The organism is Marinobacter sp. UBA3607, from assembly GCF_002375525.1.
GTDB lineage: Bacteria > Pseudomonadota > Gammaproteobacteria > Pseudomonadales > Oleiphilaceae > Marinobacter > Marinobacter vinifirmus.
The window spans coordinates 1-23,881 of sequence record NZ_DFLY01000012.1 but is presented as its reverse complement, the minus strand read 5'-3'; the positions used below and the strand labels follow the sequence as shown (position 1 = coordinate 23,881).

The 23,881-nt window shown below is 59.5% G+C and carries 23 protein-coding genes and 1 tRNA gene; 18 read left to right on the top strand and 6 right to left on the bottom strand.

Annotated features, from left to right (window positions below; genetic code table 11):
- The first annotated feature begins 138 nt into the window (after nt 1–138).
- The 9 genes from B2589_RS04450 (at nt 139) to B2589_RS04410 (ending at nt 8,684) form a co-directional block, all read left to right on the top strand.
- Nucleotides 139–1,677, top strand: coding sequence for an ABC transporter ATP-binding protein (locus B2589_RS04450; protein ID WP_286815740.1), 1,539 nt, complete (start codon nt 139–141; stop codon nt 1,675–1,677).
- Entirely contained in the window at nt 1,661–2,770 is a 1,110-nt protein-coding gene (locus B2589_RS04445; protein WP_227548814.1) for an ABC transporter permease, read from the top strand. The genes B2589_RS04450 and B2589_RS04445 overlap by 17 nt, the downstream gene beginning before the upstream one ends.
- 1 nt (nt 2,771) lies before the next feature.
- Complete coding sequence (locus tag B2589_RS04440) at nt 2,772–3,692, top strand: ABC transporter permease (RefSeq protein WP_286815739.1); 921 nt, start codon at nt 2,772–2,774, stop codon at nt 3,690–3,692.
- 59 nt (nt 3,693–3,751) lie between these two features.
- Nucleotides 3,752–4,528 carry an outer membrane protein OmpK gene (locus tag B2589_RS04435; RefSeq protein WP_286815738.1) on the top strand — a complete coding sequence of 259 codons (777 nt, stop codon included), beginning with the start codon at nt 3,752–3,754 and terminating at the stop codon, nt 4,526–4,528.
- 69 nt (nt 4,529–4,597) lie between these two features.
- On the top strand, nt 4,598–5,269 hold the full coding sequence (locus B2589_RS04430; protein ID WP_153739990.1) for a TetR/AcrR family transcriptional regulator: 672 nt from the start codon (nt 4,598–4,600) through the stop codon (nt 5,267–5,269).
- Complete coding sequence (puuE, locus tag B2589_RS04425) at nt 5,266–6,222, top strand: allantoinase PuuE (protein WP_199457935.1); 957 nt, start codon at nt 5,266–5,268, stop codon at nt 6,220–6,222. The genes B2589_RS04430 and puuE overlap by 4 nt, the downstream gene beginning before the upstream one ends.
- On the top strand, nt 6,215–7,237 hold the full coding sequence (gene alc / locus B2589_RS04420) for an allantoicase (protein WP_286815737.1): 1,023 nt from the start codon (nt 6,215–6,217) through the stop codon (nt 7,235–7,237). The genes puuE and alc overlap by 8 nt, the downstream gene beginning before the upstream one ends.
- Nucleotides 7,234–7,743, top strand: a complete 510-nt coding sequence (locus tag B2589_RS04415; protein ID WP_286815736.1) for an ureidoglycolate lyase — start codon at nt 7,234–7,236, stop codon at nt 7,741–7,743. The genes alc and B2589_RS04415 overlap by 4 nt, the downstream gene beginning before the upstream one ends.
- On the top strand, nt 7,740–8,684 hold the full coding sequence (locus B2589_RS04410) for an isopenicillin N synthase family dioxygenase (protein WP_286815735.1): 945 nt from the start codon (nt 7,740–7,742) through the stop codon (nt 8,682–8,684). Before B2589_RS04415 ends, B2589_RS04410 begins: the two co-directional genes overlap by 4 nt.
- Before the next feature lie 95 nt (nt 8,685–8,779).
- On the opposite strand, the gene B2589_RS04405 is transcribed toward B2589_RS04410, so the two are convergent.
- From B2589_RS04405 to B2589_RS04390, 4 genes are all read right to left on the bottom strand, one after another.
- Nucleotides 8,780–8,856: transfer RNA gene (locus B2589_RS04405), tRNA-Val, on the bottom strand.
- Between the two features lie 43 nt (nt 8,857–8,899).
- Nucleotides 8,900–9,859 carry a DMT family transporter gene (locus B2589_RS04400; protein ID WP_022989067.1) on the bottom strand — a complete coding sequence of 320 codons (960 nt, stop codon included), beginning with the start codon at nt 9,857–9,859 and terminating at the stop codon, nt 8,900–8,902.
- A 101-nt stretch (nt 9,860–9,960) separates the two neighbouring features.
- Nucleotides 9,961–10,563: a YceI family protein gene (locus B2589_RS04395; protein ID WP_286815734.1), complete on the bottom strand. Its 603-nt coding sequence runs from the start codon at nt 10,561–10,563 to the stop codon at nt 9,961–9,963.
- Nucleotides 10,544–11,287, bottom strand: a complete 744-nt coding sequence (locus B2589_RS04390) for a CDP-alcohol phosphatidyltransferase family protein (RefSeq protein WP_286815733.1) — start codon at nt 11,285–11,287, stop codon at nt 10,544–10,546. The genes B2589_RS04395 and B2589_RS04390 overlap by 20 nt, the downstream gene beginning before the upstream one ends.
- A 111-nt stretch (nt 11,288–11,398) precedes the next feature.
- Between B2589_RS04390 and B2589_RS04385 the strand changes: the two genes are divergently transcribed.
- From B2589_RS04385 to B2589_RS04370, 4 genes are read left to right on the top strand one after another with little or no spacing between them, the layout of a single operon-like run.
- Entirely contained in the window at nt 11,399–12,379 is a 981-nt protein-coding gene (locus B2589_RS04385; RefSeq protein WP_286815732.1) for a zinc-dependent alcohol dehydrogenase, read from the top strand.
- Between the two features lie 12 nt (nt 12,380–12,391).
- Nucleotides 12,392–12,790: a 6-pyruvoyl trahydropterin synthase family protein gene (locus tag B2589_RS04380; protein ID WP_022989063.1), complete on the top strand. Its 399-nt coding sequence runs from the start codon at nt 12,392–12,394 to the stop codon at nt 12,788–12,790.
- Entirely contained in the window at nt 12,777–14,696 is a 1,920-nt protein-coding gene (locus B2589_RS04375) for a glycosyltransferase (protein ID WP_286815731.1), read from the top strand. The genes B2589_RS04380 and B2589_RS04375 overlap by 14 nt, the downstream gene beginning before the upstream one ends.
- Nucleotides 14,681–15,628, top strand: coding sequence for a lysylphosphatidylglycerol synthase transmembrane domain-containing protein (locus B2589_RS04370; RefSeq protein WP_286815730.1), 948 nt, complete (start codon nt 14,681–14,683; stop codon nt 15,626–15,628). The genes B2589_RS04375 and B2589_RS04370 overlap by 16 nt, the downstream gene beginning before the upstream one ends.
- Here B2589_RS04370 and B2589_RS04365 read toward each other — a convergent pair whose 3' ends face one another.
- Nucleotides 15,629–16,501, bottom strand: coding sequence for a RibD family protein (locus B2589_RS04365; protein ID WP_286815729.1), 873 nt, complete (start codon nt 16,499–16,501; stop codon nt 15,629–15,631).
- A 119-nt stretch (nt 16,502–16,620) separates the two neighbouring features.
- Here B2589_RS04365 and B2589_RS04360 point away from each other — a divergent pair, with 119 nt between their 5' ends.
- Nucleotides 16,621–17,037, top strand: coding sequence for a helix-turn-helix domain-containing protein (locus tag B2589_RS04360; protein WP_058340760.1), 417 nt, complete (start codon nt 16,621–16,623; stop codon nt 17,035–17,037).
- Between the two features lie 18 nt (nt 17,038–17,055).
- Here B2589_RS04360 and galU read toward each other — a convergent pair whose 3' ends face one another.
- Nucleotides 17,056–17,892, bottom strand: coding sequence for a UTP--glucose-1-phosphate uridylyltransferase GalU (gene galU, locus B2589_RS04355; RefSeq protein WP_286815728.1), 837 nt, complete (start codon nt 17,890–17,892; stop codon nt 17,056–17,058).
- 231 nt (nt 17,893–18,123) lie between these two features.
- Here galU and B2589_RS04350 point away from each other — a divergent pair, with 231 nt between their 5' ends.
- From B2589_RS04350 to acnD, 4 genes are all read left to right on the top strand, one after another.
- Nucleotides 18,124–18,804, top strand: coding sequence for a GntR family transcriptional regulator (locus tag B2589_RS04350; protein WP_286815727.1), 681 nt, complete (start codon nt 18,124–18,126; stop codon nt 18,802–18,804).
- 17 nt (nt 18,805–18,821) lie between these two features.
- Complete coding sequence (gene prpB / locus B2589_RS04345) at nt 18,822–19,709, top strand: methylisocitrate lyase (protein ID WP_058340762.1); 888 nt, start codon at nt 18,822–18,824, stop codon at nt 19,707–19,709.
- A 190-nt stretch (nt 19,710–19,899) separates the two neighbouring features.
- Nucleotides 19,900–21,033: a bifunctional 2-methylcitrate synthase/citrate synthase gene (prpC, locus tag B2589_RS04340; protein ID WP_286815726.1), complete on the top strand. Its 1,134-nt coding sequence runs from the start codon at nt 19,900–19,902 to the stop codon at nt 21,031–21,033.
- A gap of 13 nt (nt 21,034–21,046) precedes the next feature.
- Nucleotides 21,047–23,671 carry a Fe/S-dependent 2-methylisocitrate dehydratase AcnD gene (gene acnD, locus B2589_RS04335; protein WP_286815725.1) on the top strand — a complete coding sequence of 875 codons (2,625 nt, stop codon included), beginning with the start codon at nt 21,047–21,049 and terminating at the stop codon, nt 23,669–23,671.
- The last annotated feature ends 210 nt before the right edge of the window (nt 23,672–23,881 follow it).

Sequence of the window (23,881 nt, the reverse complement as noted above, 5' to 3'; positions counted from 1 at the left end):
AAGCTGACCAATTGGTTAGCTCTGTTCAAATCAAGCACCAATTCATTTTTGGCAAGGTTATTGCTCAGCTACCAAATGTTGATTGGTTGGTCAGATTCTTTATGGCCGGACCTGACCCAGACTACGAGGAGACCGGGAATGGCAGTTTCTGCTCAGAGGTTAAAGCTGCAGGGGATCGTGAAAGATTACCCGGGATGCCGGGCTAACGACGGCGTAGACCTTACTGTGGGCGCCGGCGAGATCCACGCCCTGCTGGGGGAGAATGGCGCGGGCAAAAGCACGCTGATGAAAATCATCTATGGCGTGGTTCAGCCGGATGCCGGTCGTATTGTCTGGAATGGCCACCCGGTGACAGTGGAGAACCCTGCCCGGGCCCGGCAGTTGGGCATAGGCATGGTCTTTCAGCACTTCTCTTTGTTTGAAACCCTGACCGTGGCGGAAAACATTGCGCTGGGCCTGCCGGCAGATGAGGTTCGCGACCGGGGCGCACTGGAGCAGCGTATCCGGGAGGTGTCCGAACACTATGGGATGGCACTGGACCCCCGGCGCTTTGTCAGCACCTTGTCTATGGGGGAGCGGCAACGGGTGGAGATTGTCCGCTGCCTGGTTCAGGAAAGTACCCTGCTGATCCTGGACGAACCCACTTCGGTACTGACACCCCAGGAAGTGGCCACACTGTTCAAAACGTTGCGCAAACTGGCCAGGGACGGCTGCAGCATTCTGTTTATAAGCCACAAGCTGGAGGAAGTCAGAAGCCTGTGCGATCAGGCCACGGTGTTGCGCCAGGGCCGGGTGAGCGGACATTGCCAGCCGAAAGACTTATCTGCCTCAGACATCGCCCGCCTGATGGTGGGCGACGATACCCCGATTTCAACCCAGGTCAGCGCTGCCCAACCGGGTGACACCCTGCTGCAGGTGCAGGAGCTGAGCTGGCAAACGGATGACCCTTTCGGCACCAGCCTGAAGAACATCGGTTTTTCCTTGCGCGCAGGCGAGATCGTCGGCATTGCCGGGGTGGCCGGAAACGGACAGGAGGAACTGCTCAAGGTCTTGTCCGGGGAGATCACCCTGAAGGGCGAGGCCATTCGTTTCACCGGCGAGGCGATTGACCGCCTGCCTCCCGGGGCAAGGCGGGCCCGGGGGCTGGCTGTGGTGCCCGAGGAGCGGCTGGGCCGGGGCGCCGTGCCGGTGATGTCGCTGGCCGACAATGCGTTGCTGACCGCTGCTGGGCAGGGGTTGGTGCAGTGTGGTGTGATTTGGCGGCAAAAGGTTCGGGAGTTTGCCAGAGACGTCATTTCACGCTTTGGCGTGCGCTGCTCTGGTGAGCAAAGCAGCGCTTCGAGCTTATCCGGCGGCAACCTGCAGAAATACATTCTCGGCCGCGAAGCCTGTCAGTCACCAAGGCTTCTGGTGGCCTCCCACCCAACCTGGGGTGTGGATGTGGGCTCGGCGGTGGCTATTCATCAGGCGCTGGTAAAACTGCGCGATGAGGGCGCCGCCATCCTGCTGATATCCGAAGACCTGGATGAGCTCTACCAGCTCTGTCACCGGATGGGCGCCATCTGTAATGGCCGGCTGTCACCATTGGCCCCGGCTTCTGAGTTGAGCATAAATCAACTCGGGCAGTGGATGGCGGGAAACTTCAAGGCGGAGGAGTTTGCTGATGCTGCAGCTTGAGCGCCGCCCTGAAGCCTCTACCACCCTGCGCTGGTTATCGCCTCTGCTGGCCCTGGCCCTGACGGTCGCAACCGGCTTCCTGTTATTCCTCGGCATGGGTAAAGACCCGATCCAGGCCCTGACCTTCTTCTTTATCACGCCGATCAGTGACCTCACCGGACTTGCCGAGCTGGGCCTGAAAACCGCGCCTTTGTTGCTGTGTGCCGCCGGGCTGACGGTCTGCTTCCGGGCCAGAATCTGGAATATCGGTGCCGAGGGCCATTTCCTGATTGGCGCGGTGGCGGCCAGTGCTGTTGCGGTTTCGGTGGGGGAGGCCGGTGGATTCCTGGTTTTGCCGGCGGTTCTGCTGGCGGGCATTGCCGGTGGTATGGCATGGGCGGCGATTGCGGCGTTTCTCAAGACTCACCTGAACTGCAACGAAATCCTCACCACCATCATGCTCAATTACATCGCCCTGAACCTGCTGCTCTATGCGGTGCACGGGCCCCTGAAAGATCCCTACGGGTTTGGCTTTCCCCAGTCGGTGATGTTTGCCGATGCGGCTTTGTTGCCAGCGCTGATTAACGGCACGCGGCTGCACATCGGCCTGGCCTTCGGGTTGCTGGCGGCTGTCGCAGTATGGGTGCTGTTTGCCCGCAGCTTCATCGGCTACCAGTTGAACGTGGTGGGTGAGGATCATCGGGCGGCGGCGTTTGCCGGGTTCAGTGCCAGACGGCTGACCTGGTTTGCGCTGCTGGTTGGTGGCGCAACTGCGGGGCTGGCTGGCGCCGCGGAAGTGACCGGGCCGATCGGACAGCTGGTGCCCCAGGTGTCGCCGGGCTATGGCTACACCGCGATCATTGTGGTGTTTCTGGGCCGGATGCATGCCCTGGGCATTATTGCCGCCAGTGCCTTGCTGGCTCTGACCTTTATTGGCGGCGAGATGTTGCAGATTGCCATGAACATGCCCAAGGCGGTGACCGCCATGTTCCAGGGAATGCTGCTATTCTACCTGCTCACCTGCGATGCCTTTATTCACTACCGGATTCGTTTTCGCCGGCCTTTACCGGCAGGCCTGTCCCAACCCGCCGCCCCGGCCGGCCAGGAGCTCTGATATGGACCTGTTGACCAACATTCTTGCCGCCACGATGGTGGCCGGCACCCCGCTGCTGCTGGTGGCCCTGGGCGAACTGATCTGTGAGCGCTCCGGCGTTCTCAACCTGGGGCAGGAGGGCATGATGCTGATGGGCGCGGTGGCCGGGTTCATCGCGACCTTGTCTACCGGCAGCCTGGCCGCCGGGGTTGTTGTCGCCATGCTGACCGGGCTGGCGATGTCGATGTTGTTCGCCGTTATGGCAGTGACCCTCTCCGCCAACCAGTACGCCGCCGGGCTGGCGTTAACCATCTTCGGCACGGGCCTGAGCGCCTTCGTGGGTGCCGGCTTTGTCGGCCAGTCCATCGAGGGTTTTGAAAAAATTGCGATCCCCCTGTTGAGTGATCTTCCAGTGCTGGGTCGGGCGCTCTTCACCCAGGATTTGCTGGTGTATTTTTCCTGGCTGGTGTTTGCAGGTGTTGCTCTGTTCCTGCGCTTCAGCCGCGGCGGCCTGGTTCTGAGGGCCGTTGGGGAGTCGCCAGGTGCGGCCAACGCCAATGGCTTGCGGGTACTCACCGTGTGTTACCTTGCGGTGGCCTTTGGCGGGGCCATGGCCGGCCTTGCCGGTGCCTATCTGTCGCTGGCCTACACCCCAATGTGGACCGAGAACATGACCTCAGGCCGGGGCTGGATAGCGCTGGCGCTGGTGGTGTTTGCCAGCTGGCGCCCCGGGCGCTTGCTGTTGGGTGCTTACCTGTTCGGGGCGGCCTCCATTCTTCACCTGGTGCTCCAGGGGCTGGGCTGGCGCAGCCCCACCGAGTTGCTGGCGATGCTGCCCTACGTGGTCACCATCCTGATGCTGATTCTTTTGTCGTTCGACCCGGTACGCACCCGGTTGAACACCCCGCTGTCTCTTGGCCAGCCCTACCGGCCGGGACATTAACTAAAACGATGTACTGCTAACAACCGATGACCCAAAAAAGTAACCAGAGAGGCTATGCCATGAAAGCACTTCGTAAAATCCTGATCGCAAGCTGCGTTGCTGCAGCCTGTTTTGCGCCTGCTGCCCATGCCGAGAAGTTCTTCGGTGGCTCCAGTATCTCCATCCTGCACAGTGCCGATTACCAGGGCGTTCAGTTCGACGCCGGTGGTAACGGGGGAGTGGAATACGAGGCGACCTACTTTACGTTCGAGAACGTGACCGCCCACAACTGGGGTGGCACCTTCTTCTTTATCGACCGGGAGCAGCCTCAGGGAGACCTTGAAGGTACCGACAACGTATACGGTGAATTCGCGCCCAATATCAGCGGCAGCTGGCTGACAGGCCAGGATTTGTCGTTCGGGCCGGTGAAAGACATCACCCTGGCCGGGCAGTACGAATTTGGCGGCGGTACCGAGGCAAACAACTACATGTACGGTTTCGGCCTGGCGTGGGACGTGCCTGCGTTCCGTTACTTCGCTACATCTTTCTACTACGTTGATAACAGCGAGATCAGTGATGACTGGCAGATGACGGTCACCTGGGGCCTGCCGTTTGATGTGGGTGCGGCGAAATTCCTGGTGGATGGTTACATCGACTGGTCCACCTCGGCCAGTGATCACGAGTCCGAGTTCCAGTTCACGCCCCAGATCAAGCTGGACGTGGGTAACTTCATGGGCAACCCGGGCGTGCTCTACGCCGGTATTGAGTACCAGTACTGGAACAACAAGTTTGGCCTGAACGAGACGCTGGTAGACACCCAGAGTTCAGTCAGCGCACTGGTGAAATTCCACTTTTGATCCATTTCAGGAGTCCATCGGAATGGAAAGTGTGGACTCCTGAATCACCGGACAACAAGTGAGTGAACCATGACCAGATCACTGTCAGTGCAGCAGAATACATCTGAAGCGGGCCGGAGCTACCGGCCTGGCCGGATCCGGGAGCGGAACCGGGAAGCCATTCTGCAGGCGGCCGAGCAGGAGTTTGCCCTGCACGGCTACAAGGGCACCACCATCCAGAATATTGCTGAACGGGCCGGCTTGCCGAAGTCCAACGTGCTTTATTACTTCAGCAACAAAAAACGCATGTACAGCGCCATGTTCGACGACATTCTGCTGCGCTGGAACAAAGTATTCTCGGAAATAAAACCGGACGACGATCCGGCTACTGCACTGGAAACCTTTATTCGCACCAAGGTGAACATGTCGCAGCAATACCCGCTAGCGTCACGATTGTTTGCCATGGAAATCATTCAGGGCGCGCCCTTCTTGCTCGACCACCTGCGCACCAACATGCGCGAGTGGGTGCGGGGCAGGGCGTCGGTAATCCAGCACTGGATTGATGAGGGCAGGATGGCGCCGGTGGATCCGGTACAGCTGATTTTCCTGATCTGGTCGTCGACCCAGCATTATGCCGATTTTCAGGTGCAAATCCTGATGGTGGAAAACAAGGCAGAGTACGAGCCAAGGGACTTCGGGCATGCCGCGGATTTTCTTGTTGACGTTATTCTCAGAGGCTGTGGCCTGGAGCGACCTGGATGAATGAAGGTAAAACCTACCCAAGGGATATGCGCGGTTACGGTGAACATCCGCCCCACGCGCAGTGGCCCGGTAACGCCCGTATCGCGGTGCAGTTTGTGTTGAATTACGAAGAAGGCGGTGAGAACTGCGTGCTGCACGGCGACGAGCACTCGGAAACCTTTCTGTCCGACATCATCGGCGCCGCACCCTATCGTGACCGGCACCTGAGCATGGAATCGCTCTATGAGTACGGCTCCCGGGCCGGGGTCTGGCGGGTATTGCGGGAGTTTCGTCGCCGCGGGCTGCCGCTGACCGTATTCGGTGTGACCATGGCCATGGCCCGCAACCCGGAGGTGGTCAGAGCGTTTATTGAAGACGGCCACGAAATCGCCTGCCATGGCATGCGCTGGATTCACTATCAGGAGATGAGCGAGTCCGAAGAGCGGTGCTATATGCAGCTGGCCATAGAGCAGCACCAGGCACTCACCGGTGAGCGCCCGCAAGGCTGGTATACCGGCCGCGACAGCCCCAATACCCGGCGGCTGGTGGTCGAGGAGGGCGGCTTTCTGTACGACAGCGATTATTACGGTGATGACCTGCCGTTCTGGACACAGGTGATCGACTCCGCTGGCACACAGCAGCCCCACCTGGTGGTTCCCTACACCCTTGAAGCCAATGATATGCGCTTTGCCTCGCCCCAGGGCTTCAATACCGGCGAGCAGTTCTTCCAGTATTTAAAAGACAGTTTCGATGTGCTGTACGCCGAAGGCCTGGAAGCCCCGAAGATGCTGTCGGTGGGGCTGCATTGCCGGTTAATCGGACGGCCGGGAAAATTCCGCGCCCTGCAGCGATTTCTGGATTACCTGGAACAGCACGACCGGGTGTGGGTGTGCCGCCGGGTCGACATTGCCCGGCACTGGCGCACGCACCATCCCTTTGAGTCTCAACCTACCTCGAGTATCTGCCATGACTGATGTAGTGATTGCCCCGGTACCGGAAGGCCCGGAGTTTGCCCGGCTGGGACTGAACCTGGCGGACAGTTCTCTGGGAGCCGAAGTACTGGAAGTCACCGACGAGTTTTTTGCACCCCGGGCGCGAATGCTGGCACCTGGGCCGGCTGCTTTCTACCCTGACCGCTACGATGACCACGGCAAGTGGATGGACGGCTGGGAAACCCGCCGGCGCCGGACCACCGGCCACGACTGGTGCATTGTGCGGCTGGCCATGCCGGGGGTACTGACCGGCGTGGACTTTGACACCAGTTTCTTTACCGGCAACTTCCCACCGGCGGCATCATTGGAAGCCTGTTACAGCCCGGCAGCTGTGCCTGATGGCAACAGCGAGTGGGTTCCCCTGGTGCCGGCTACCAAGCTTGCCGGCAATGATCATCGGTTCTGCGCCATCACTTCTGACCGGCCCTGGACCCATGTGCGTTTGCATATCTACCCGGACGGCGGGCTTGCGCGCCTGCGGGTTTATGGCAGGCCGTGGATGGACTGGCGCCGGGCAGCCCCCAACCAATCCATCAACTTGCTGGCGCTGGAATGCGGTGCCGACCAGGTGGCCTGGAGCGACGCCCACTATGGTGAACCCAGAAAGCTGCTGCGCCCCGGGCGAGGCATCAATATGGGCGACGGCTGGGAAACACGGCGTAGGAGAGAGCCAGGCAACGACTGGTGCATTCTGGCCCTCGGCCACAAAGGTATTCCGGAAAGCATCGAGGTAGATACTGCTCACTTCAAGGGCAACTTCCCGGCCGCCTGCTCGGTACAGGCCGCCTGTGTGGAAGCCGGGGCGGGCACGGCGGCGTCGCTGATCACCCAGAGCATGTTCTGGCCGACCTTGCTGGAGCCCCAACCCCTTGAGGCCGACGCCATACTTAAGTTCACGGATCTCAAGGAGCTTGGAGCCATTACCCACATTCGCTTCAACATGATTCCTGACGGCGGGGTGAGTCGGGTGCGGTTATTCGGGGAGCCGGTTCTGTGAGCGTGTTACGACTGATAGCGGTTGAGCGGCTTACCCGCGAAGCTTTCGAACCCTTCGGTGATGTCATTGACACTCACGGCCCGGCACCTTTGTTGATTAATCAGGGGCGCACCGAGCGTTTCCACCAGCTGGCAGGTGCTGAGTGCCTGGGCGAGGGCGCCCGGGCTATCCTCTCCATTTTCCGGGGCCAGCCGCTTTTACCGTTGGAGATCCACATGATGGAACGACACCCCCTCGGGAGCCAGGCATTTGTGCCAATGAACGGTAGAGATTTCCTGGCGGTGGTGGCGCCCCCCGGCGACTTTAATGAAACGGAGGTTCGGGCTTTTTGGGCCAGGGGCGGGCAAGGCGTGAACTACCGGCCGGGCACCTGGCACGCGCCGCTACTGCCGCTGGCGGCTGACTCCGATTACCTGGTGGTGGATCGCGCCGGCCCGGGCGTTAACTGCGACGAAGTGCTGCTGAACACCCCCATACAACCGGTTTTGCCTGAGGAAGGTTCATGAATGAGTTACCTGTGATTTCACTACAAGGTTTGCGGAGCCCGTACCTGACCGAGCGCCAGGCAACGGCGGCAGAACTGGGGCGGGCCTGCAGGGATATCGGCTTTTTTTACGTCAGTGACCACGGCATCCCGGCGGAGGTCTGTGAGGGCGTATTTGATCTGGCCAGGCAGTTATTCCAGTTGCCAGCCGAGCAGAAGCAGCAGATGTCGATCAAGCGGTCGCCACACAATCGCGGCTATGTGGCGCTGGCGGATGAAAGATTGAACCCGCAAGCCGGCGCAGACCGGAAAGAGGCCTTTAATATAGGCACTGATTTCCCTGAAGATCACCCGGATGTACTGGCAGGAAAGCCGTTCCGGGGTGTTAATTTCTGGCCACCGATTGAGGGCTGGAAGGCCGGGGCGCTGGATTACTTTGCGGAATGCTTGGCGCTTGGCCGGTTGATCCATCGCGGCTTCAGCCTGGATCTCGGGCTGGCTGAAGACTTTTTCGAACCCCACCTGAAGCAGCCAATTGCAACCCTGAGAATGCTGCGTTATCCGCCGGGTTCGGATGTGCATGCCCGGGAAGATGCGGGGGCAGGCACTCATACCGATTATGGCAACATCACCATTCTGGCGACGGACGGTGTAGCGGGGCTTCAGGTGCGCAGCCGACAAGGGCACTGGCTGGAAGCTCCCCATGTTCCAGGCGCGTTTGTCTGTAACATTGGTGATTGCCTGATGCGCTGGACCAACGATACCTATCTTTCGACACCACACAGGGTGAAGGCGCCAGAGCGGGAACGCTATTCAGTGGCCTTCTTTCTGGAAGTGGACCCGGATGCGGTGGTGGACCCCCGGGATGTAAAGCCGAACGAAGCGCCCAAATATGAGCCGATCACCTGTTCGGACTATCTTGCGGGAAGGTTGAATGCCACCTATGAACACAGGAAGGGGTGATGTTTACTTTTTGGTGACCAAGCCGGGGAGTTGCTGCAGAAACAAAAAAGCCAGTGCTTACGGGAATCGTAAGTGACTGACTTTTCAGGCAAGATTGGTAGGACCACGCGGATTCGAACCGCGGACCTCTACCATGTCAAGGTAGCGCTCTAACCAACTGAGCTATGGTCCTGTCTCGCAACGGAGACGAAATATACGGATTTCGCGGGGGTTGGTCAACCTCTTTGAGGCTGATTTTTGGCTTTCAGCAGGCCTTTGATGGCGCGGCTCAGGGCACCCCAACGGTTCACCAGCAGTGCTGCGAAGATCAGGCCGCAACCGGCCATTTGCAGGGCGGTCATGCTTTCGCCAAACCAGGCGGTGGCGAACAGTGCTACCCACACCGGTTCCAGTACCAGTATCACCACTCCGTGGCTGTGTATCGAAAGGCTCTGGGCATAGGTTTGCAGCAGAAAGCGCCCCGCAGTGGCGACGACTGCGCTGGCCAGTACCCATACATAAAGCATGGGGGGCGGGTTGGTCAGGGTGGGCGCCCAGGGCTCACTGATGGCGGATTCAGCCAGGGTAACCAATCCCACGGTCAGCAACGCCATGGCCGTTAGCGGTAATGCCGGTACCTTTTGTTTCTGGATGGTTTCGCCGCGCTTGTTGACCACGGTGCGCTGGTTGGCGGCCCGGGTATTCAGGGTGAAATACAGCGCGAAGATGAACGCTGCGGCCACGAAATAGAGTTGCCCGGGGTCTGGCCGGAAGCCGTTTTCCAGGGAAAGCAATGCCAGGCCAGAGACGGCGATGGGGATGGCCAGCCAGGTGCTGATGGGTTGTGGTTCGCCGAATACCAGTCGCGCCAGTACCGGCACAATCACCACACCCAGGCTGGTCAGAAAGGCACCTTCGCCCATGCTCTCGGCGTGGAACAGGCCCATAATCCAGCAAGTCATCGCGATGCCGAACACGGCGCCCACGCCAACGGCGCGGCCAAGCTGGTCTGCGCTCAGGCGCAGGAGTGACGGCAGGGCGATCAGGGCCAGCACACTGCCTGCGATCAGAAACCGGGCTGCCATGAACATTAACGGTGGCATCATCAGCACCGCTTCTTTGGAGAACATCCAGCCGAATGCTGCGAACAGGGTAACGACAACAAGCAGCAGATCGGATTTGTGGGCGTCAGACATGATCGAACCAGGCCAGCTGTATGGGAAAGGTTGATCAATCTATCGTTAGGGTACTAAAAAATAAAGCAGCGAAAACCGAGGGGTAGCAATTCGCACAATGATCAGAACCAGCCGCCCTCTTTAATAGCTTCAAAACCGAACCGCAGCGTTACTTCATCGCCCACCATGCCGTTGTCGACGCCGTAGGTCATACCCCAGTCGCTGCGCTTGATGACGGTTTCGGCGCTGATGCCCAGCGTGTACTCCTCATGGCCGAAGGGGTACTCCGCCGCTTTGTTCAGGGTGACGTCTATATCCACGGGGCGGGTCTGGCCCAGAAGGGTGAGGTCGCCGGTTACGGTGCCGGTGTTGTCTCCGGTTTTTTCAAAGCCGGTGACCACAAAGGTGATGTCGGGATGAGCTCCGGCGTTCAGGAAGTCCTTGTTACGCACGTGGTCATCACGTTTTTCGTGGTTGGTGAACACGCTGGCAGCTTTGAACATCAGTTTGCCTGAGCTGAGCTCTCCGGTTTTCTCGTCGTATTCAAACTGTCCTTCAACGTCCCGGAACAGGCCCATCACCGGGGCATAGCCCACGTGCATGATTTCAAAACTCATGGAGAAATGCTCTTCATCCACCACAAATTTAGCGGGCGCCGCTTGCAGGGCCAGCGGCAGGAGCAGAAGGGCAGAGGCGGTGATTGCTTTAAGGTTTGGCAGAGTCATGATTGTGTCTCCGTTGATAGAGCCAGCGCACGTCCACAAAAAACGACCAGGCAAGCAGTACAAGCGCAAGCCCGAGGGTGAGGCTGGCAAAAGCCGGTGGAATGATGGGAATAACTGCGACCATCAGGGTAACCACCTGCCAGACACAAACCGTTTTGCGGCGAAAACTGTCTGGCAGGTTGGCGTTGAGCCAGGCAAAGCCAAGGCTGGCGGCGATAAAGGCATAACGCATGAGGCCGAGGGCTAACACCCAGGTGCCGGCTTTATCGAGTGCCAGTACGGCAAGGCAAAGCCCGAGGATAAACAAGGCGTCGAGCTCCATATCAAAACGGGCACCGAATTCGCTGTGGCTGCCAGTGGCGCGGGCGACTTTGCCATCCACGCCATCCAGAATCAGGGCTCCCAGGCTGAGCAGTGCATAGGTCCAGAGTGCCGGGGCCGGCTGCCCGCCGAGATAGGGTGCCCAGGCGATCAGTGCCAGTACAATAACCGAACGGGCGAGGGTAGCCCGATTGGCCCACCCAAAAGGCTTTCGCCCCGGCCAGTAACGAAGAATCAGTGCGCCCTGGACTGCATACAGCACAGCACTGAGAGCAAGAAAGCCGGCGGGCAGGCTGAATGCCAGTCGCAGGGTTAACGCCAAAACGAAAAGCGTAAAGCCCCCAGCAACGAGGTCTCTCGCTGTGGTGGATGTGGGCGTGGTTGTGGTGCTGATGGAATCCATACACCGTTGCGTCCGTATAGCCTGTAAGTGGCGTGAGCAAGGCCCCGTTTTGTAACTATAGTTTGGGGATACTGTTTTTGCGTACGCAGCCAATCAGAAAATGGACTCTTCATGCAACTAAATAAGAACGAAGCCTTCTGGATAACCGGGTTTCAGGCATCGGACCTGCGGCCGGCTCCGGAGCCGGAGCGCTCTCAACCAGGCTCCGGGCAGGTGGTGGTTCAGGCCCTTTATTCGGCGATCAGCCGGGGGACTGAATCTCTGGTGTACAACCAGCGGGTGCCGGTCACCGAGCACCAGCGTATGCGGGCGCCGTTTCAGGAAGGGGATTTTCCCGGGCCGGTGAAGTATGGCTACGCCAGTGTTGGCGAGGTGCTGAACGGGCCAGCCGATTTGCAAGGCCAAAAGGTGTTCTGCCTTTACCCGCACCAGCGGCGTTATTCTGTGCCGGCCGAGGCCGTTATTCCGCTGCCTGCCGCAGTGCCGCCGGCCAGGGCGATACTGGCCGCCAATATGGAAACAGCAGTCAACGGCGTTTGGGATGCCCAGCCGGCGGTCGGGGATCGCATTGCGGTGGTTGGCCTGGGTGTGGTGGGGCTGCTGGTGGCATGGTTGGTTAGCCGGATTCCCGGTGTGGAACTGCTGGCCATCGACCCGAACGGGCAACGGCAGGCAGTGGCCGAACGGCTGGGCTTTGCTTTCTCCACTGAACCGGATATTGCCGATTGTGACCTTGTGATCCACGCGTCCGGCGAACCCGCGGGGTTGGCGACGGCATTGGCCCTGGCCGGGGCTGAGGCACGGGTAATTGAACTCAGCTGGTATGGAGACCAGCCCGTTCAGGTACCCTTGGGGCAGGCCTTCCATCCCGGGCGCCTGATGCTGAAATCCAGCCAGGTTGGCCAGCTGCCGCCGGAACGGCGCCCACGCTGGGATCATCGCCGGCGGCTGGCGCTGGCCCTCGAGTTATTGGCTGCCCCGGATCTGGATGTTCTGATCAGCGGCGAGTCGCGTTTTGAAGCACTTCCAAAGGTGGCGGCCGATATACTCAAGCCCGGTGCCGATGCACTTTGTCATCGCATTGTTTACTAGAAGGAAAATCCGATGTTCAGTTTGACCGTTCGCGATCACATGATGATCGCCCACAGCTTTAACGGAGATATTTTCGGCCCGGCCCAGGGGCTGCACGGTGCCACCTATGTGGTAGACGTCACCTTCGAGCGCCATGTGCTCGACAGCAATGATCTGATTGTCGACATCGGCCAGGCTTCGGAACTGCTCAAAGAAGTGCTTTCTGAATTTAACATGAAGAACCTGGACGACTTGCCCGAACTTGCCGGACGCAACACCACCACCGAGTTCATGGCCAAGGTGGTGTTTGATCGCATGGCCGCAGCCATCCATGCCGGCCGGTTGGGCGAAGACGGTAAGGGTGTGGTCAGCCTGAAAGTAACCCTGGGCGAATCCCATATTGCCTGGGCCAGCTACCATGCCGGTATCTGAACTCTGGTTTGTGGTGCCCGGAGACCCTCAACAGAACACCGGGGGCTACCGGTATGTACGCAAACTTGCTGAGGCCCTGGCAGACGCAGGATTGAAGGTTCACCTTGATGGGCTGGAGGGCGAGTTCCCCCGGCCGGATGGCACAGCCATCAATGCCATGGACCGCTATTTGAAAGCGTTGCCAGAGGGCGCATCCGTTGTTCTGGACGGCTTGGCGATGGGTGGAATGCCCGAGGTGCTTGAGCGCCACCGGAAGCGGTTAAATCTGATGGCGCTGGTGCACCACCCATTGGCAGACGAAAGTGGGCTGTCAGCCGCCGAACAAGCCTGGCTGAAAGATGCCGAGACGCGCGCTCTCGCCTGCGTTTGCAAGGTGTTCACCACCAGCTATTACACGGCCCGCAGGCTGGCTCATTATGGGGTTCCAGCGGCCTCGGTGACTGCAGCTTTGCCTGCCGTTGATGACGAATTCTTTGCTTTGCCGACATGCTCAGAGCCAGCCCGAGATCCATCAATTCCTGTGCAGATCCTGTGTGTGGGGCATTTGTCCCGTCGCAAGGCTCAGCACCAGTTGGTGCAGGCGCTGGCTGAACAGGCAGCGGATGCCTGGTTGTGTACCCTGCTTGGCAGCGATCAGAGAGATTTGATGTATTCGGCGGAGGTGAAGGCGCAGGTACATGAACCGGGGTTGGCCGGTCGTATTCGCCTGACCGGTGAGGTCTCAGAAACCGGGCTGTGGAATGCCTATCAGCAGGCAAACCTGTTTGTGCTGCCCTCGGAGTATGAAGGTTATGGCATGGTGGTGGATGAGGCCCTGGCCTGCGGCCTGCCAGTGCTCAGCTCCGATGGTGGTGCACTGAGGGAAACCGGTGCCCGTTCGGGTGTGCAGCTGTATCCGGCGGGTGACATCGCTGCACTTGGGCAGGCTCTGGCGAGGTTGCTTGAGAATGCCGACGAACTGGCGCGCCTGAGGGCCGGAGCCCGTGAAAGCCGGGCAAGGATACGGCGCTGGCGAGACACCGCCGGGGACTTCCTGGCTGGCCTTGAGAGCGAACAAACTTCAGATCCTGCTCGCTTTGATGATCACTGGCTGCGGGCCAGGGAGCCGGCGGATCACCGGGCAAGAAACCCGAAACTCACAGACCAGCTGGCGGCCTGGCTACAGGTTCGTCAGCATCGTTATCAGCGCACCCGGGACACCGTCAGGCCCCTGCAACTGGTGGATGTTGGTACTGGCCGGGGGTCGAACCCTGTGTACCTTGCGCCCCGCCTGCCCGGGCCGCAGAACTGGACCCTTATCGAGCCTGACGGCAGCCTGGCTGGCACCGCTGCGGAGCGGGTTCAGGGTACCGGCGTATCGGTCAGCTTAAGGACAGAAAGCCTGTCGGCAGGCAATATGCAGGATGAGCTGCCGGCAGATGCAGACCTGGTCTGTGCTTCGGCACTGATTGACCTGGTTAGTGATGAATGGATGCAGGCGTTGGTGCGTGCCGTGGTTGCCCGCAATGCGGCTGTTCATGTTGTGCTCAGCTACAGTGGGCGCTTTGAGCTTTCACCGGAACACCCGGCAGACGACCGGCTCCGGGCGCTGGTCAACCAGCATCAACATGGCGAGAAGGGCACCGGTGCCGCACTGGGGCCAGATGCCACCCGCCGGCTGCGGGCCTTGCTGGTGACCAGTGGCTACCAGGTGTCTGTAGCGCCCAGCCCCTGGCAGCTGGATTCGGGCGAGCAGGACCTGGCGCTTTTGTTAATGACGGGCTGGGCCAGGGCAGCGACCGAACAACAGCCTTCGGCAGGGGCAGAAATCAACCGCTGGCTCCATGCCCGCAAACAGCAACTCGCTGCCGGCGAGCTGCGAATTTCCGTTCAACACGAGGACTTGCTGGCATGGCCACCCGCCTGATCCTTCGATGGCTGGTTACGGTTGCTTTGCTCGGGCTGGTGTTGTCGCTATTGGATACCGGGGCGTTGCGAGCGTCCCTGGCCAGACTTTCTGTTCCTTTCATCTCCCTGATACTGGCGGTATCGGTGGCACAGGTGGCGTTGTCCGCCTGGCGTTGGTGGTTCACCGCCCGCCGGCTCAGGGTTTCCCTGAGCTATCCGGTGGCAATGCGTGAGTACTATCTCGCCGGCTTCCTGAACCAGGTTTTGCCGGGCGGCGTGATGGGGGATGTGAACCGTGCCTGGCGGCACGCCCGCGCCCCGGTGGGTGAGCCGCTATCTGCCAACGCCACCAGGGCCATTATCCATGCTGTGATGCTGGAGCGCTTGTCTGGCCAGTTGGTGCTGTTGCCGGTGGCAGTGCTGGCGATGGCGGCGCTGTGGCTGAGTGGCCGGTTTGAACTTCAGGCTGCTTACGCTGGAACGTCACTCAGCGCTGGAGCAGGCATGGTGGCTCTGGTGTTGGCGGGTGTGGGTGCCTCCTTCATGCTTCGCCGGAAAAATGGAAGCAGGCTACGGAGTTATTTGCGAAACCTGGGTGCTGATCTCCGGAAGGTTTTCTATGGTTGGCGCAATGCCTGCTTGCAGTGCCTGACCTCCCTGCTGGTGCTGGGTACTTACCTGGCGGTCTTCCTGCTTCTGGCAGCGGATATGGATGTCTTGGGGCAGGGCGTGTCCCCCTGGATGCTGGCCGGGCTCTGTGTGTTGCTTTTGCTGGCGATGGCGGTGCCTATCACTATTTCCGGTTGGGGCGTTCGCGAGGGCGCCGCTGCTTTGCTCTGGCCGCTGGCCGGCCTGCCTGCGGAGCAGGGTGTGGCCCTGAGTGTGGGTTATGGCGCTATGGTGTTTCTGGCCAGCCTGCCCGGGGCCCTGGTGCTGGTTTCCGGGCGTTGATCAGCTGCGGTCCGGGTAGAAAGACAAGTCAAACAACATATCGCTCCCCAGGTTTACCAGCTGAGCTTCCGGTCGCAGGGCCTCATCAAGCTGGTCAATCTCTGGCAGGGAAAATGCCGGGCGGCCACTGCCGATAATCATCGGGGCCACCATCACATGCAACCGGTCCAGCAGGCCGGCCCGGAGAAACGACGACACAGTCACGCCGCCGCCTTCGATAAAAATCTTGCCCAAGCCAAGGTCCTGTAACACCTCGAGAATATGCTTGGGGTCGACCGGTTGCGTGTCGCTGCTGCTGCCCAAGCAGGGCACCCGGGTGACGGCACCGGGCTCTATGCGCTGCTGGCCCGGCTGATAGTGCCCGGCAACCAGGTGCAGGGTGGGGGCCGCTTTGTCGGTAAACAGGTGATGGCTTGCCGGTACCCGTTCGTGGCGGTCGATCACCACCCGTACCGGGTTCCGGCCGGGTGCGCGGCGAACGGTCAGCCGGGGGTTGTCTGTGCTTGCAGTACCTGCGCCCACCACGACCGCATCACACAGGGCTCGAATTCGGTGTAGGTGGGTAATGCCGTCGTCGCCATTGATAAACCGGGAACAGCCGGTCACGGTGGCGATGCGGCCATCCAGGCTCTGGCCTAACTGGCCAATTACCCGGATGCTGTTGGCGTCTTTCAGCGGCCGGCACAGGGGCATGAATAAAGAAAACAGACTGTGCACCTGTTCGCTGGCGGGTTGTACCAGCTCCCAGCTTTTGCCGTTGATTTTCAGGGCGGGTTGATCAGAGCCCGGCGCCGGCAAGGTGATGTTGCTGCGGTTGGCGGCGTCGAGTATCAGCTGCCATGAGATGTCGGTGTCCAGTGCGTTCCTGGCCATGGGCTACCTGCGTGTATGTTTGTTGTGATTTCAGTATAGGAACATTGTGTACAAAGCTGTAGGTACGCTACATTTTCAAATTGATTCACTTTTTCTCAAATTTTCAGGGGCATTGAGACATGCGCTACCTGCAATCGTTCAACAGGCGCCTGCGGCATGTAAGGGAGCAGGGGCAGCTGTCTTTGGCCGATATTGCTGAAATCTGCGGTGTAGACGAGGCGCGGGTGCGCAGCTGGGAGGCGGAAGATGCCCGCCAGCGGGGCTTTCCCGGGGTTACCGAATTGCTGGACCTGTGTCTCAGGACCGAGACGCCCCTTGAACAGCTGCTCGATATGGAAGAAGCCGGAGACAGTGACCAGCTGGAGCTGCCAGGCCTGGCCTTCAGTAACAGTGATGATCTTTCGGTAGCGCTGCAGGAGCTGGAGCAGGAAATCAGCCGGGTTCAGCTGACAGACGGCGAGGCGGAACTGCTGCGACGGTTCCGCAAGACAACAGACGATAACCGGCGCATGGTGCTGCAGTTGCTGGGGCGCTAGGCGCCCCGGATTCCGCTTTTAGTTCTCTTTCTTGTAGATGTTCTCGTAAACGTAGTTGGTGGCCTCTACAAAGCCATCAATGCTGCCGCAGTCAAAACGCTGGCCCTTGAACTGGTACGCCAGCACACAGCCATTCTTCGCCTGCTCCAGCAGGGCATCGGTAATCTGGACTTCGCCGTTCTTGCCTGGAGGCGTGCGCTCCAGGATGTCGAAAATGTCCGGAGTCAGGATGTAACGGCCAATGATCGCCAGGTTGCTGGGCGCATCTTCCGGGGCCGGCTTTTCCACCATGTCGGTGATGCGGTACAGGCCGTCTTTCATGGACTCACCGGCAATCACGCCGTATTTGTGAGTCTCGTCCTGCGGCACTTCTTCGATCGCCACGATGGAGCAGCGGAACTGGTTGTACAGTTTCACCATCTGGGTCAGCACGCCGTCGCCGTCTTCCGGGCCCACGCAGAAGTCATCGGCCAGCACCACGGCGAACGGGTTGTCGCCCACCAGGTTGCGGCCGGTGAGGATGGCGTGGCCCAACCCCTTCATCTCGTTCTGGCGGGTAAAGGCAAAGGTGTTGTTGTCGATCAGATCCCGGATTGAAGTAAGCAGGCCTTCTTTGCCGGAGCCGGCAATCTGGTGCTCCAGCTCGTAGCTGATATCGAAATGGTCTTCGATCGCACGCTTGCCCCGGCCGGTTACAAATCCGAATTCATGGATTCCGGCATCGGCTGCTTCTTCTACGCCGTACTGCACCAGCGGTTTGTTAACAACCGGCAGGATTTCCTTGGGCATGGCCTTGGTGGCCGGAAGAAAGCGGGTGCCGTAGCCGGCAACAGGGAACAGGCACTTCCTGATCATGTGGGCGTCCTTAGTATTGATCCGGTGATACACAGAAAATGATTCACAAGTCCCAGAGTTTACCGGACTTGCCGGGCAAGGGGGAGGGCGCGTGGGTGTTCCGGTAGCCCTGTGTAATAAAGGTCGCAGTCATTGTTAGCAAATAGTCTAACCAGAAAATCAGTATTGTTGACAATCCGGGGTTTGATGCGTAAATTCCAGAACAATTCAACAGATATTGTTAACAAACCTATGAGCCAGCCTGCGATTCAATCGTTAACCCGCGCCGATGAGGCTTTTGATTGTCTGCAAACTGCTATTGTTACCGGAGACCTTGCGCCCGGTGAGAAGATCGGTGAGGTAGAGCTGTGCTCCCGCTTTAACCTGACCCGGGGCCCGCTGCGTGAAGCACTGGGCCGGCTGGAGTCTCGCGGCCTGCTGGTTCGCCGGCCCCATGCCGGGGTTAAGGTGGTGTCTGTCAGCGCTGATGAGCTGATTGAACTCTACCGGATTCGCGAAGTGATGGAAGGGCTGGCGGCGCGCCAGGCTGCCGAGCGGATGACCGATGAGGAAATCCGTGACTTGAAAGCGACCCTGGACAGTCATGAAAAGATGATAGAAGAAGCTCAGGGGCAAGCTTATTACCAGGCTGAAGGTGACTACGATTTCCACCACCGGATTGCCACCGGCAGCCGCAATGCCAAGCTGGCCCAGATGCTGCTGGGCGATCTGTATTACATGGTGCGGATGTACCGTTACCGGTTAAGCACCTCGGCCGGGCGCCCCCATCTGGCGCTGGGTGAACACCGCCGTATCGTCGAGGCCATTGCCCAGCGCGATGGAGAACTCGCCGAATTCCTGATGAAAAGACACATCAACGCCGCCCGCAAGAATATTGAGAAAAAGATTCAAGAAGGCGTTCTAACTATCTGAACAAAGAGGTAAATGACATGGCTAACAAACTCTCCCCCGGTGCCCGTTTCCGCAAGGCCCTGAAAGAAAACCAGCCGCTGCAAATTGTTGGTACTATCAATGCCTACGCCGCCATGATGGCAGAGCGGGTAGGGCACCAGGCCATTTACCTTTCCGGTGGTGGTGTGGCTAACGCCTCCTACGGCCTGCCGGACCTGGGCATGACCACCATGAACGATGTGGTGGAAGATGTGCGCCGCATTACGGCTGCCACAGACGTACCGCTGCTGGTGGATATCGACACCGGTTGGGGCGGAGCCTTCAACATCGGCCGTACCATCCGTGAAATGGAACGCGCCGGTGCTGCTGCGGTTCATATCGAAGACCAGGTTGCCCAGAAACGCTGTGGCCACCGCCCGAACAAGGAAATCGTTTCCAAAGAGGAAATGGTTGACCGCATCAAGGCTGCGGCCGATGCCCGGGAAGATAAAGATTTCTTCATCATGGCCCGTACCGATGCCTTCCAGAAAGAAGGTCTGGAAGCTGCGATTGACCGCGCCAAGGCCTGCATTGAAGCCGGTGCAGACGGCATCTTCGCCGAAGCGGTACACGAGCTGAGCGACTACAAAGCGTTCGCCGAAGCCATCGATGCGCCGATCCTGGCCAACATCACAGAGTTCGGTGCCACGCCGCTGTACAACAAGTCTGAACTGGCCGAAGCCGGTGCCGCCATGGTGCTGTATCCGCTGAGCGCCTTCCGCGCCATGAACAAGGCCGCGCTGACGGTGTACCAGAACATCCTCGAGAAGGGCGACCAGAAAGACGTGGTAGACCTGATGCAGACCCGCATGGAGCTGTACGACTTCCTGAACTACCACGATTTCGAGCAGAAGCTGGACCAGCTGTTTGCCCAGAAGAAAGACTGATAACTAGGGAAATGTTGGAGTAAGGGGACTGGGAGTAAGTGGAGTAAGGGGGTCTGACCCCGTTCGGGGTCAGACCCCTGTCGAACTCGGGGTCGAACTCGGGGTCAGACCCCCTGCCAGACTTCTGTCGAACTCCTGACATCGCTTGATTTAATTAAAACGAACAAAACAGAAACTACGGGAGACCAACATGGCTGAAGCAAAGAAACTAGGTGGAGCAGGCCTGCGCGGCCAGGTGGCTGGCGAAACCGCCCTGTGTACCGTTGGCAAAACCGGTACCGGCCTGACCTACCGCGGCTATGACATCACCGACCTGGCTGACAACGCCCAGTTCGAAGAAGTGGCCTACCTGCTGCTGCGTGGCAAGCTGCCGAACCAGGCCGAGCTGGATGCCTACAAAGGCAAGCTCAAGAGCCTGCGCACCCTGCCGGATGCCCTGAAACTGGTGCTGGAGCAGATCCCCAAAGACGCCCACCCGATGGACGTCATGCGAACCGGTTGCTCCATGCTGGGTAACCTGGAAACCGAGCAGGACTTCAGCGAGCAGGACGACAAGATCGACCGTATGCTGGCGGTGTTCCCGGCCATCATCACTTACTGGTACCGCTTCGCCCACGAAGGCGTGCGTATCGACACCGCCAACACCGAAAGTGATTCCATCGGCGGCGTGTTCCTGGAGCTGCTGCACGGCAAGAAGCCCAGCGAGCTGCACGAGCAGGTGATGAATGTTTCCCTGATTCTCTATGCCGAGCACGAATTCAACGCATCTACCTTCACCGCGCGCGTTTGTGCCTCCACGCTTTCTGACATCCACAGCTGCGTAACCGGCGCCATCGGTTCCCTGCGTGGCCCGCTGCACGGCGGTGCTAACGAAGCGGCCATGGAGCTGATCCAGAAATTCCAGACTCCGGAAGAAGCCGAAGCCGGCCTGATGGGCATGCTGGAGCGCAAAGAGAAAATCATGGGCTTCGGGCACGCTATCTACAGCGAATCCGACCCGCGCAACGCCATTATCAAGAAGTGGTCCGAGAAGCTGGCCAAGGAAGTGGGCGACACCGTGCTGTACCCGGTATCTGTTCGCTGCGAAGAGGTTATGTGGCGCGAGAAGAAGCTGTTCTGTAACGCCGACTTCTTCCACGCGTCTGCCTATCACTTCATGGGCATCCCGACCGAGCTGTTCACCCCGATCTTCGTGATGTCCCGGGTTTCCGGCTGGACTGCCCACGTAAAAGAGCAACGCGCCAACAACCGCATCATCCGCCCGAGTGCCGAATACACTGGCCCTGAGCACCAGGATTGGCTGCCGATTGGCGAGCGTTCTTAAGAGGTTTTAAACCATGAATACCGAATTCAGAAAAGCCCTTCCAGGCACCGACCTGGAATACTACGACACCCGCCAGGCGGTAGAGGCCATTCAGCCGGGCTCCTATGCCAAGCTGCCGTACACCTCCAAGATCCTCGCCGAGCAACTGGTGCGTCGTTGTGACAAGGAATCCCTGACCGATTCCCTCAAGCAGCTGATCGAGCGCCGCCGTGACCTGGACTTTCCCTGGTACCCGGCCCGTGTGGTGTGCCACGACATCCTGGGCCAGACTGCCCTGGTAGACCTGGCCGGCCTGCGTGATGCCATCGCGGAGAAGGGCGGTGATCCTTCCAAAGTTAACCCGGTGGTGCCCACCCAGCTGATCGTGGATCACTCCCTGGCGGTGGAAGCTCCGGGCTTTGATCCGGACGCGTTCGAAAAGAACCGTGCCATCGAAGACCGCCGCAACGAAGACCGTTTCCACTTTATCAACTGGACCCGCACCGCGTTCCGTAACGTGGATGTGATTCCGGCCGGTAACGGCATCATGCACCAGATCAACCTGGAGAAAATGTCTCCGGTGATCCAGAACCGCCCGGACGAAGATGGCCATCCGATCGCCTTCCCGGACACCTGCGTAGGTACTGACAGCCACACCCCGCACATTGATGCCCTGGGTGTTATTGCTGTGGGCGTGGGTGGCCTGGAAGCAGAAACCGTTATGCTGGGTCAGCCTTCCATGATGCGCCTTCCGGATATCGTGGGTGTGAAGCTCACCGGCAAGCGGCAGCCGGGCATCACTGCCACCGATATCGTCCTGGCCATTACCGAGTTCCTGCGTAAGGAACGCGTTGTTGGTGCCTACCTGGAATTCTTCGGCGAAGGCGCTTCCAGCCTGACCATCGGTGACCGTGCCACCATTTCCAACATGACTCCGGAATACGGTGCCACCGCCGCGATGTTCTACATCGACGAGCAGACCATCGACTACCTGAAACTGACCGGCCGTGAGCCCGAGCAGGTAGACCTGGTTGAGAAGTACGCTAAAGAAACCGGCCTGTGGGCGACCGAAATGACCGAAGCCCAGTACGAGCGTGTGCTGGAGTTTGATCTTTCAACCGTTGTGCGTAACGTGGCTGGCCCGTCCAACCCGCATCGCCGTGTGGCGACTTCCGACCTGCACGATCGCGGCATTGCCGTGAACCTGGACAAGGCCCTGGAAGAAGAGAAGAAGGGCCTGATGCCCGATGGCGCGGTGATTATCGCGGCGATCACTTCCTGCACCAACACCTCCAACCCCCGCAACGTGGTGGCTGCCGGCCTGCTGGCCAAGAAAGCCAACGAGCTGGGGCTGGTGCGCAAGCCCTGGGTGAAATCTTCTTTCGCACCGGGCTCCAAGGTTGCCCGCCTGTACCTGGAAGAAGCCGGCCTGCTGCCTGAGCTGGAAAAGCTGGGCTTCGGTATCGTGGCCTACGCCTGCACCACCTGTAACGGTATGTCTGGCGCCCTGGACCCGAAAATCCAGCAGGAAATCATCGACCGCGACCTGTACTCCACTGCGGTGTTGTCTGGTAACCGCAACTTCGACGGCCGGATTCACCCCTACGCCAAGCAGGCGTTCCTGGCGTCTCCGCCACTGGTTGTGGCCTACGCCATCGCCGGTACTGTGCGTTTCGATATCGAACAGGACGCCCTGGGCTACGACAAGGACGGCAAGCCGGTCACCCTGAAAGACCTGTGGCCGTCTGATGAAGAAATCGACCGCATTGTGGGCGAGTTCGTTAAGCCGGAGCAGTTCAAGCAGGTGTACATCCCGATGTTCAACCTGGATGAAGCCGAGCAGGCCAAGAGCCCGCTGTACGAGTGGCGCCCTCAGTCCACCTACATTCGCCGCCCGCCGTACTGGGAAGGCACCATGGCGGCTGAGCGCCAGCTCAAGGGCATGCGCCCGCTGGCGATCCTGCCGGACAACATCACTACGGATCACCTGTCGCCGTCCAACGCCATCATGATGGACTCCGCAGCCGGTGAGTACCTGCACAAGATGGGCCTGCCGGAGGAAGACTTTAACTCCTACGCCACCCACCGTGGTGATCACCTGACCGCCCAGCGTGCCACCCTGGCCAACCCGAAACTGTTCAACGAAATGGTTCGGGACGAAAACGGTGAAGTGGTGCAGGGCTCCCTGGCCCGTGTTGAGCCGGAAGGCAAGACCATGCGCATGTGGGAAGCCATCGAAACCTACATGGAGCGCAAGCAGCCGCTGATCATCATCGCTGGCGCTGACTATGGTCAGGGTTCTTCCCGTGACTGGGCCGCCAAGGGTGTAGCCCTGGCGGGTGTGGAAGCCATCGTTGCTGAAGGCTTCGAGCGCATTCACCGTACCAACCTGATAGGCATGGGTGTAATGCCTCTGCAGTTCGAGGAAGGCACCACACGCCAGACCCTGCAGCTGGACGGTACCGAAACCTACGACGTAGAAGGTGCCGCAGCCCCGGGTGCGAAGCTGGAACTGGTCATCCACCGCAAGACCGGTGAAGAAGACCGGGTACCGGTAATCTGCCGACTGGACACCGCGGAAGAAGTCACCGTTTACTCCGCCGGCGGCGTACTGCAGCGCTTCGCCCAGAACTTCCTGGCCTCCGAAGGCGCGGCTTAAAGACCTGATTGGCCACGGAATCCACGGAAGGACACGGAAAAAAGAAGAATGATTTGCCACGAAATCCACTAAAGAACACGAACAAAGATGACTGACTGAAAAATTAAAATTTCTTTCTCTTTAATTTCGTGTTCTTTAGTGGGTTTCGTGGCAAAAAAATCTTTACGTCTTTTATTTTTCCGTGTTTTTCCGAGATGGGATGGTCTCCTC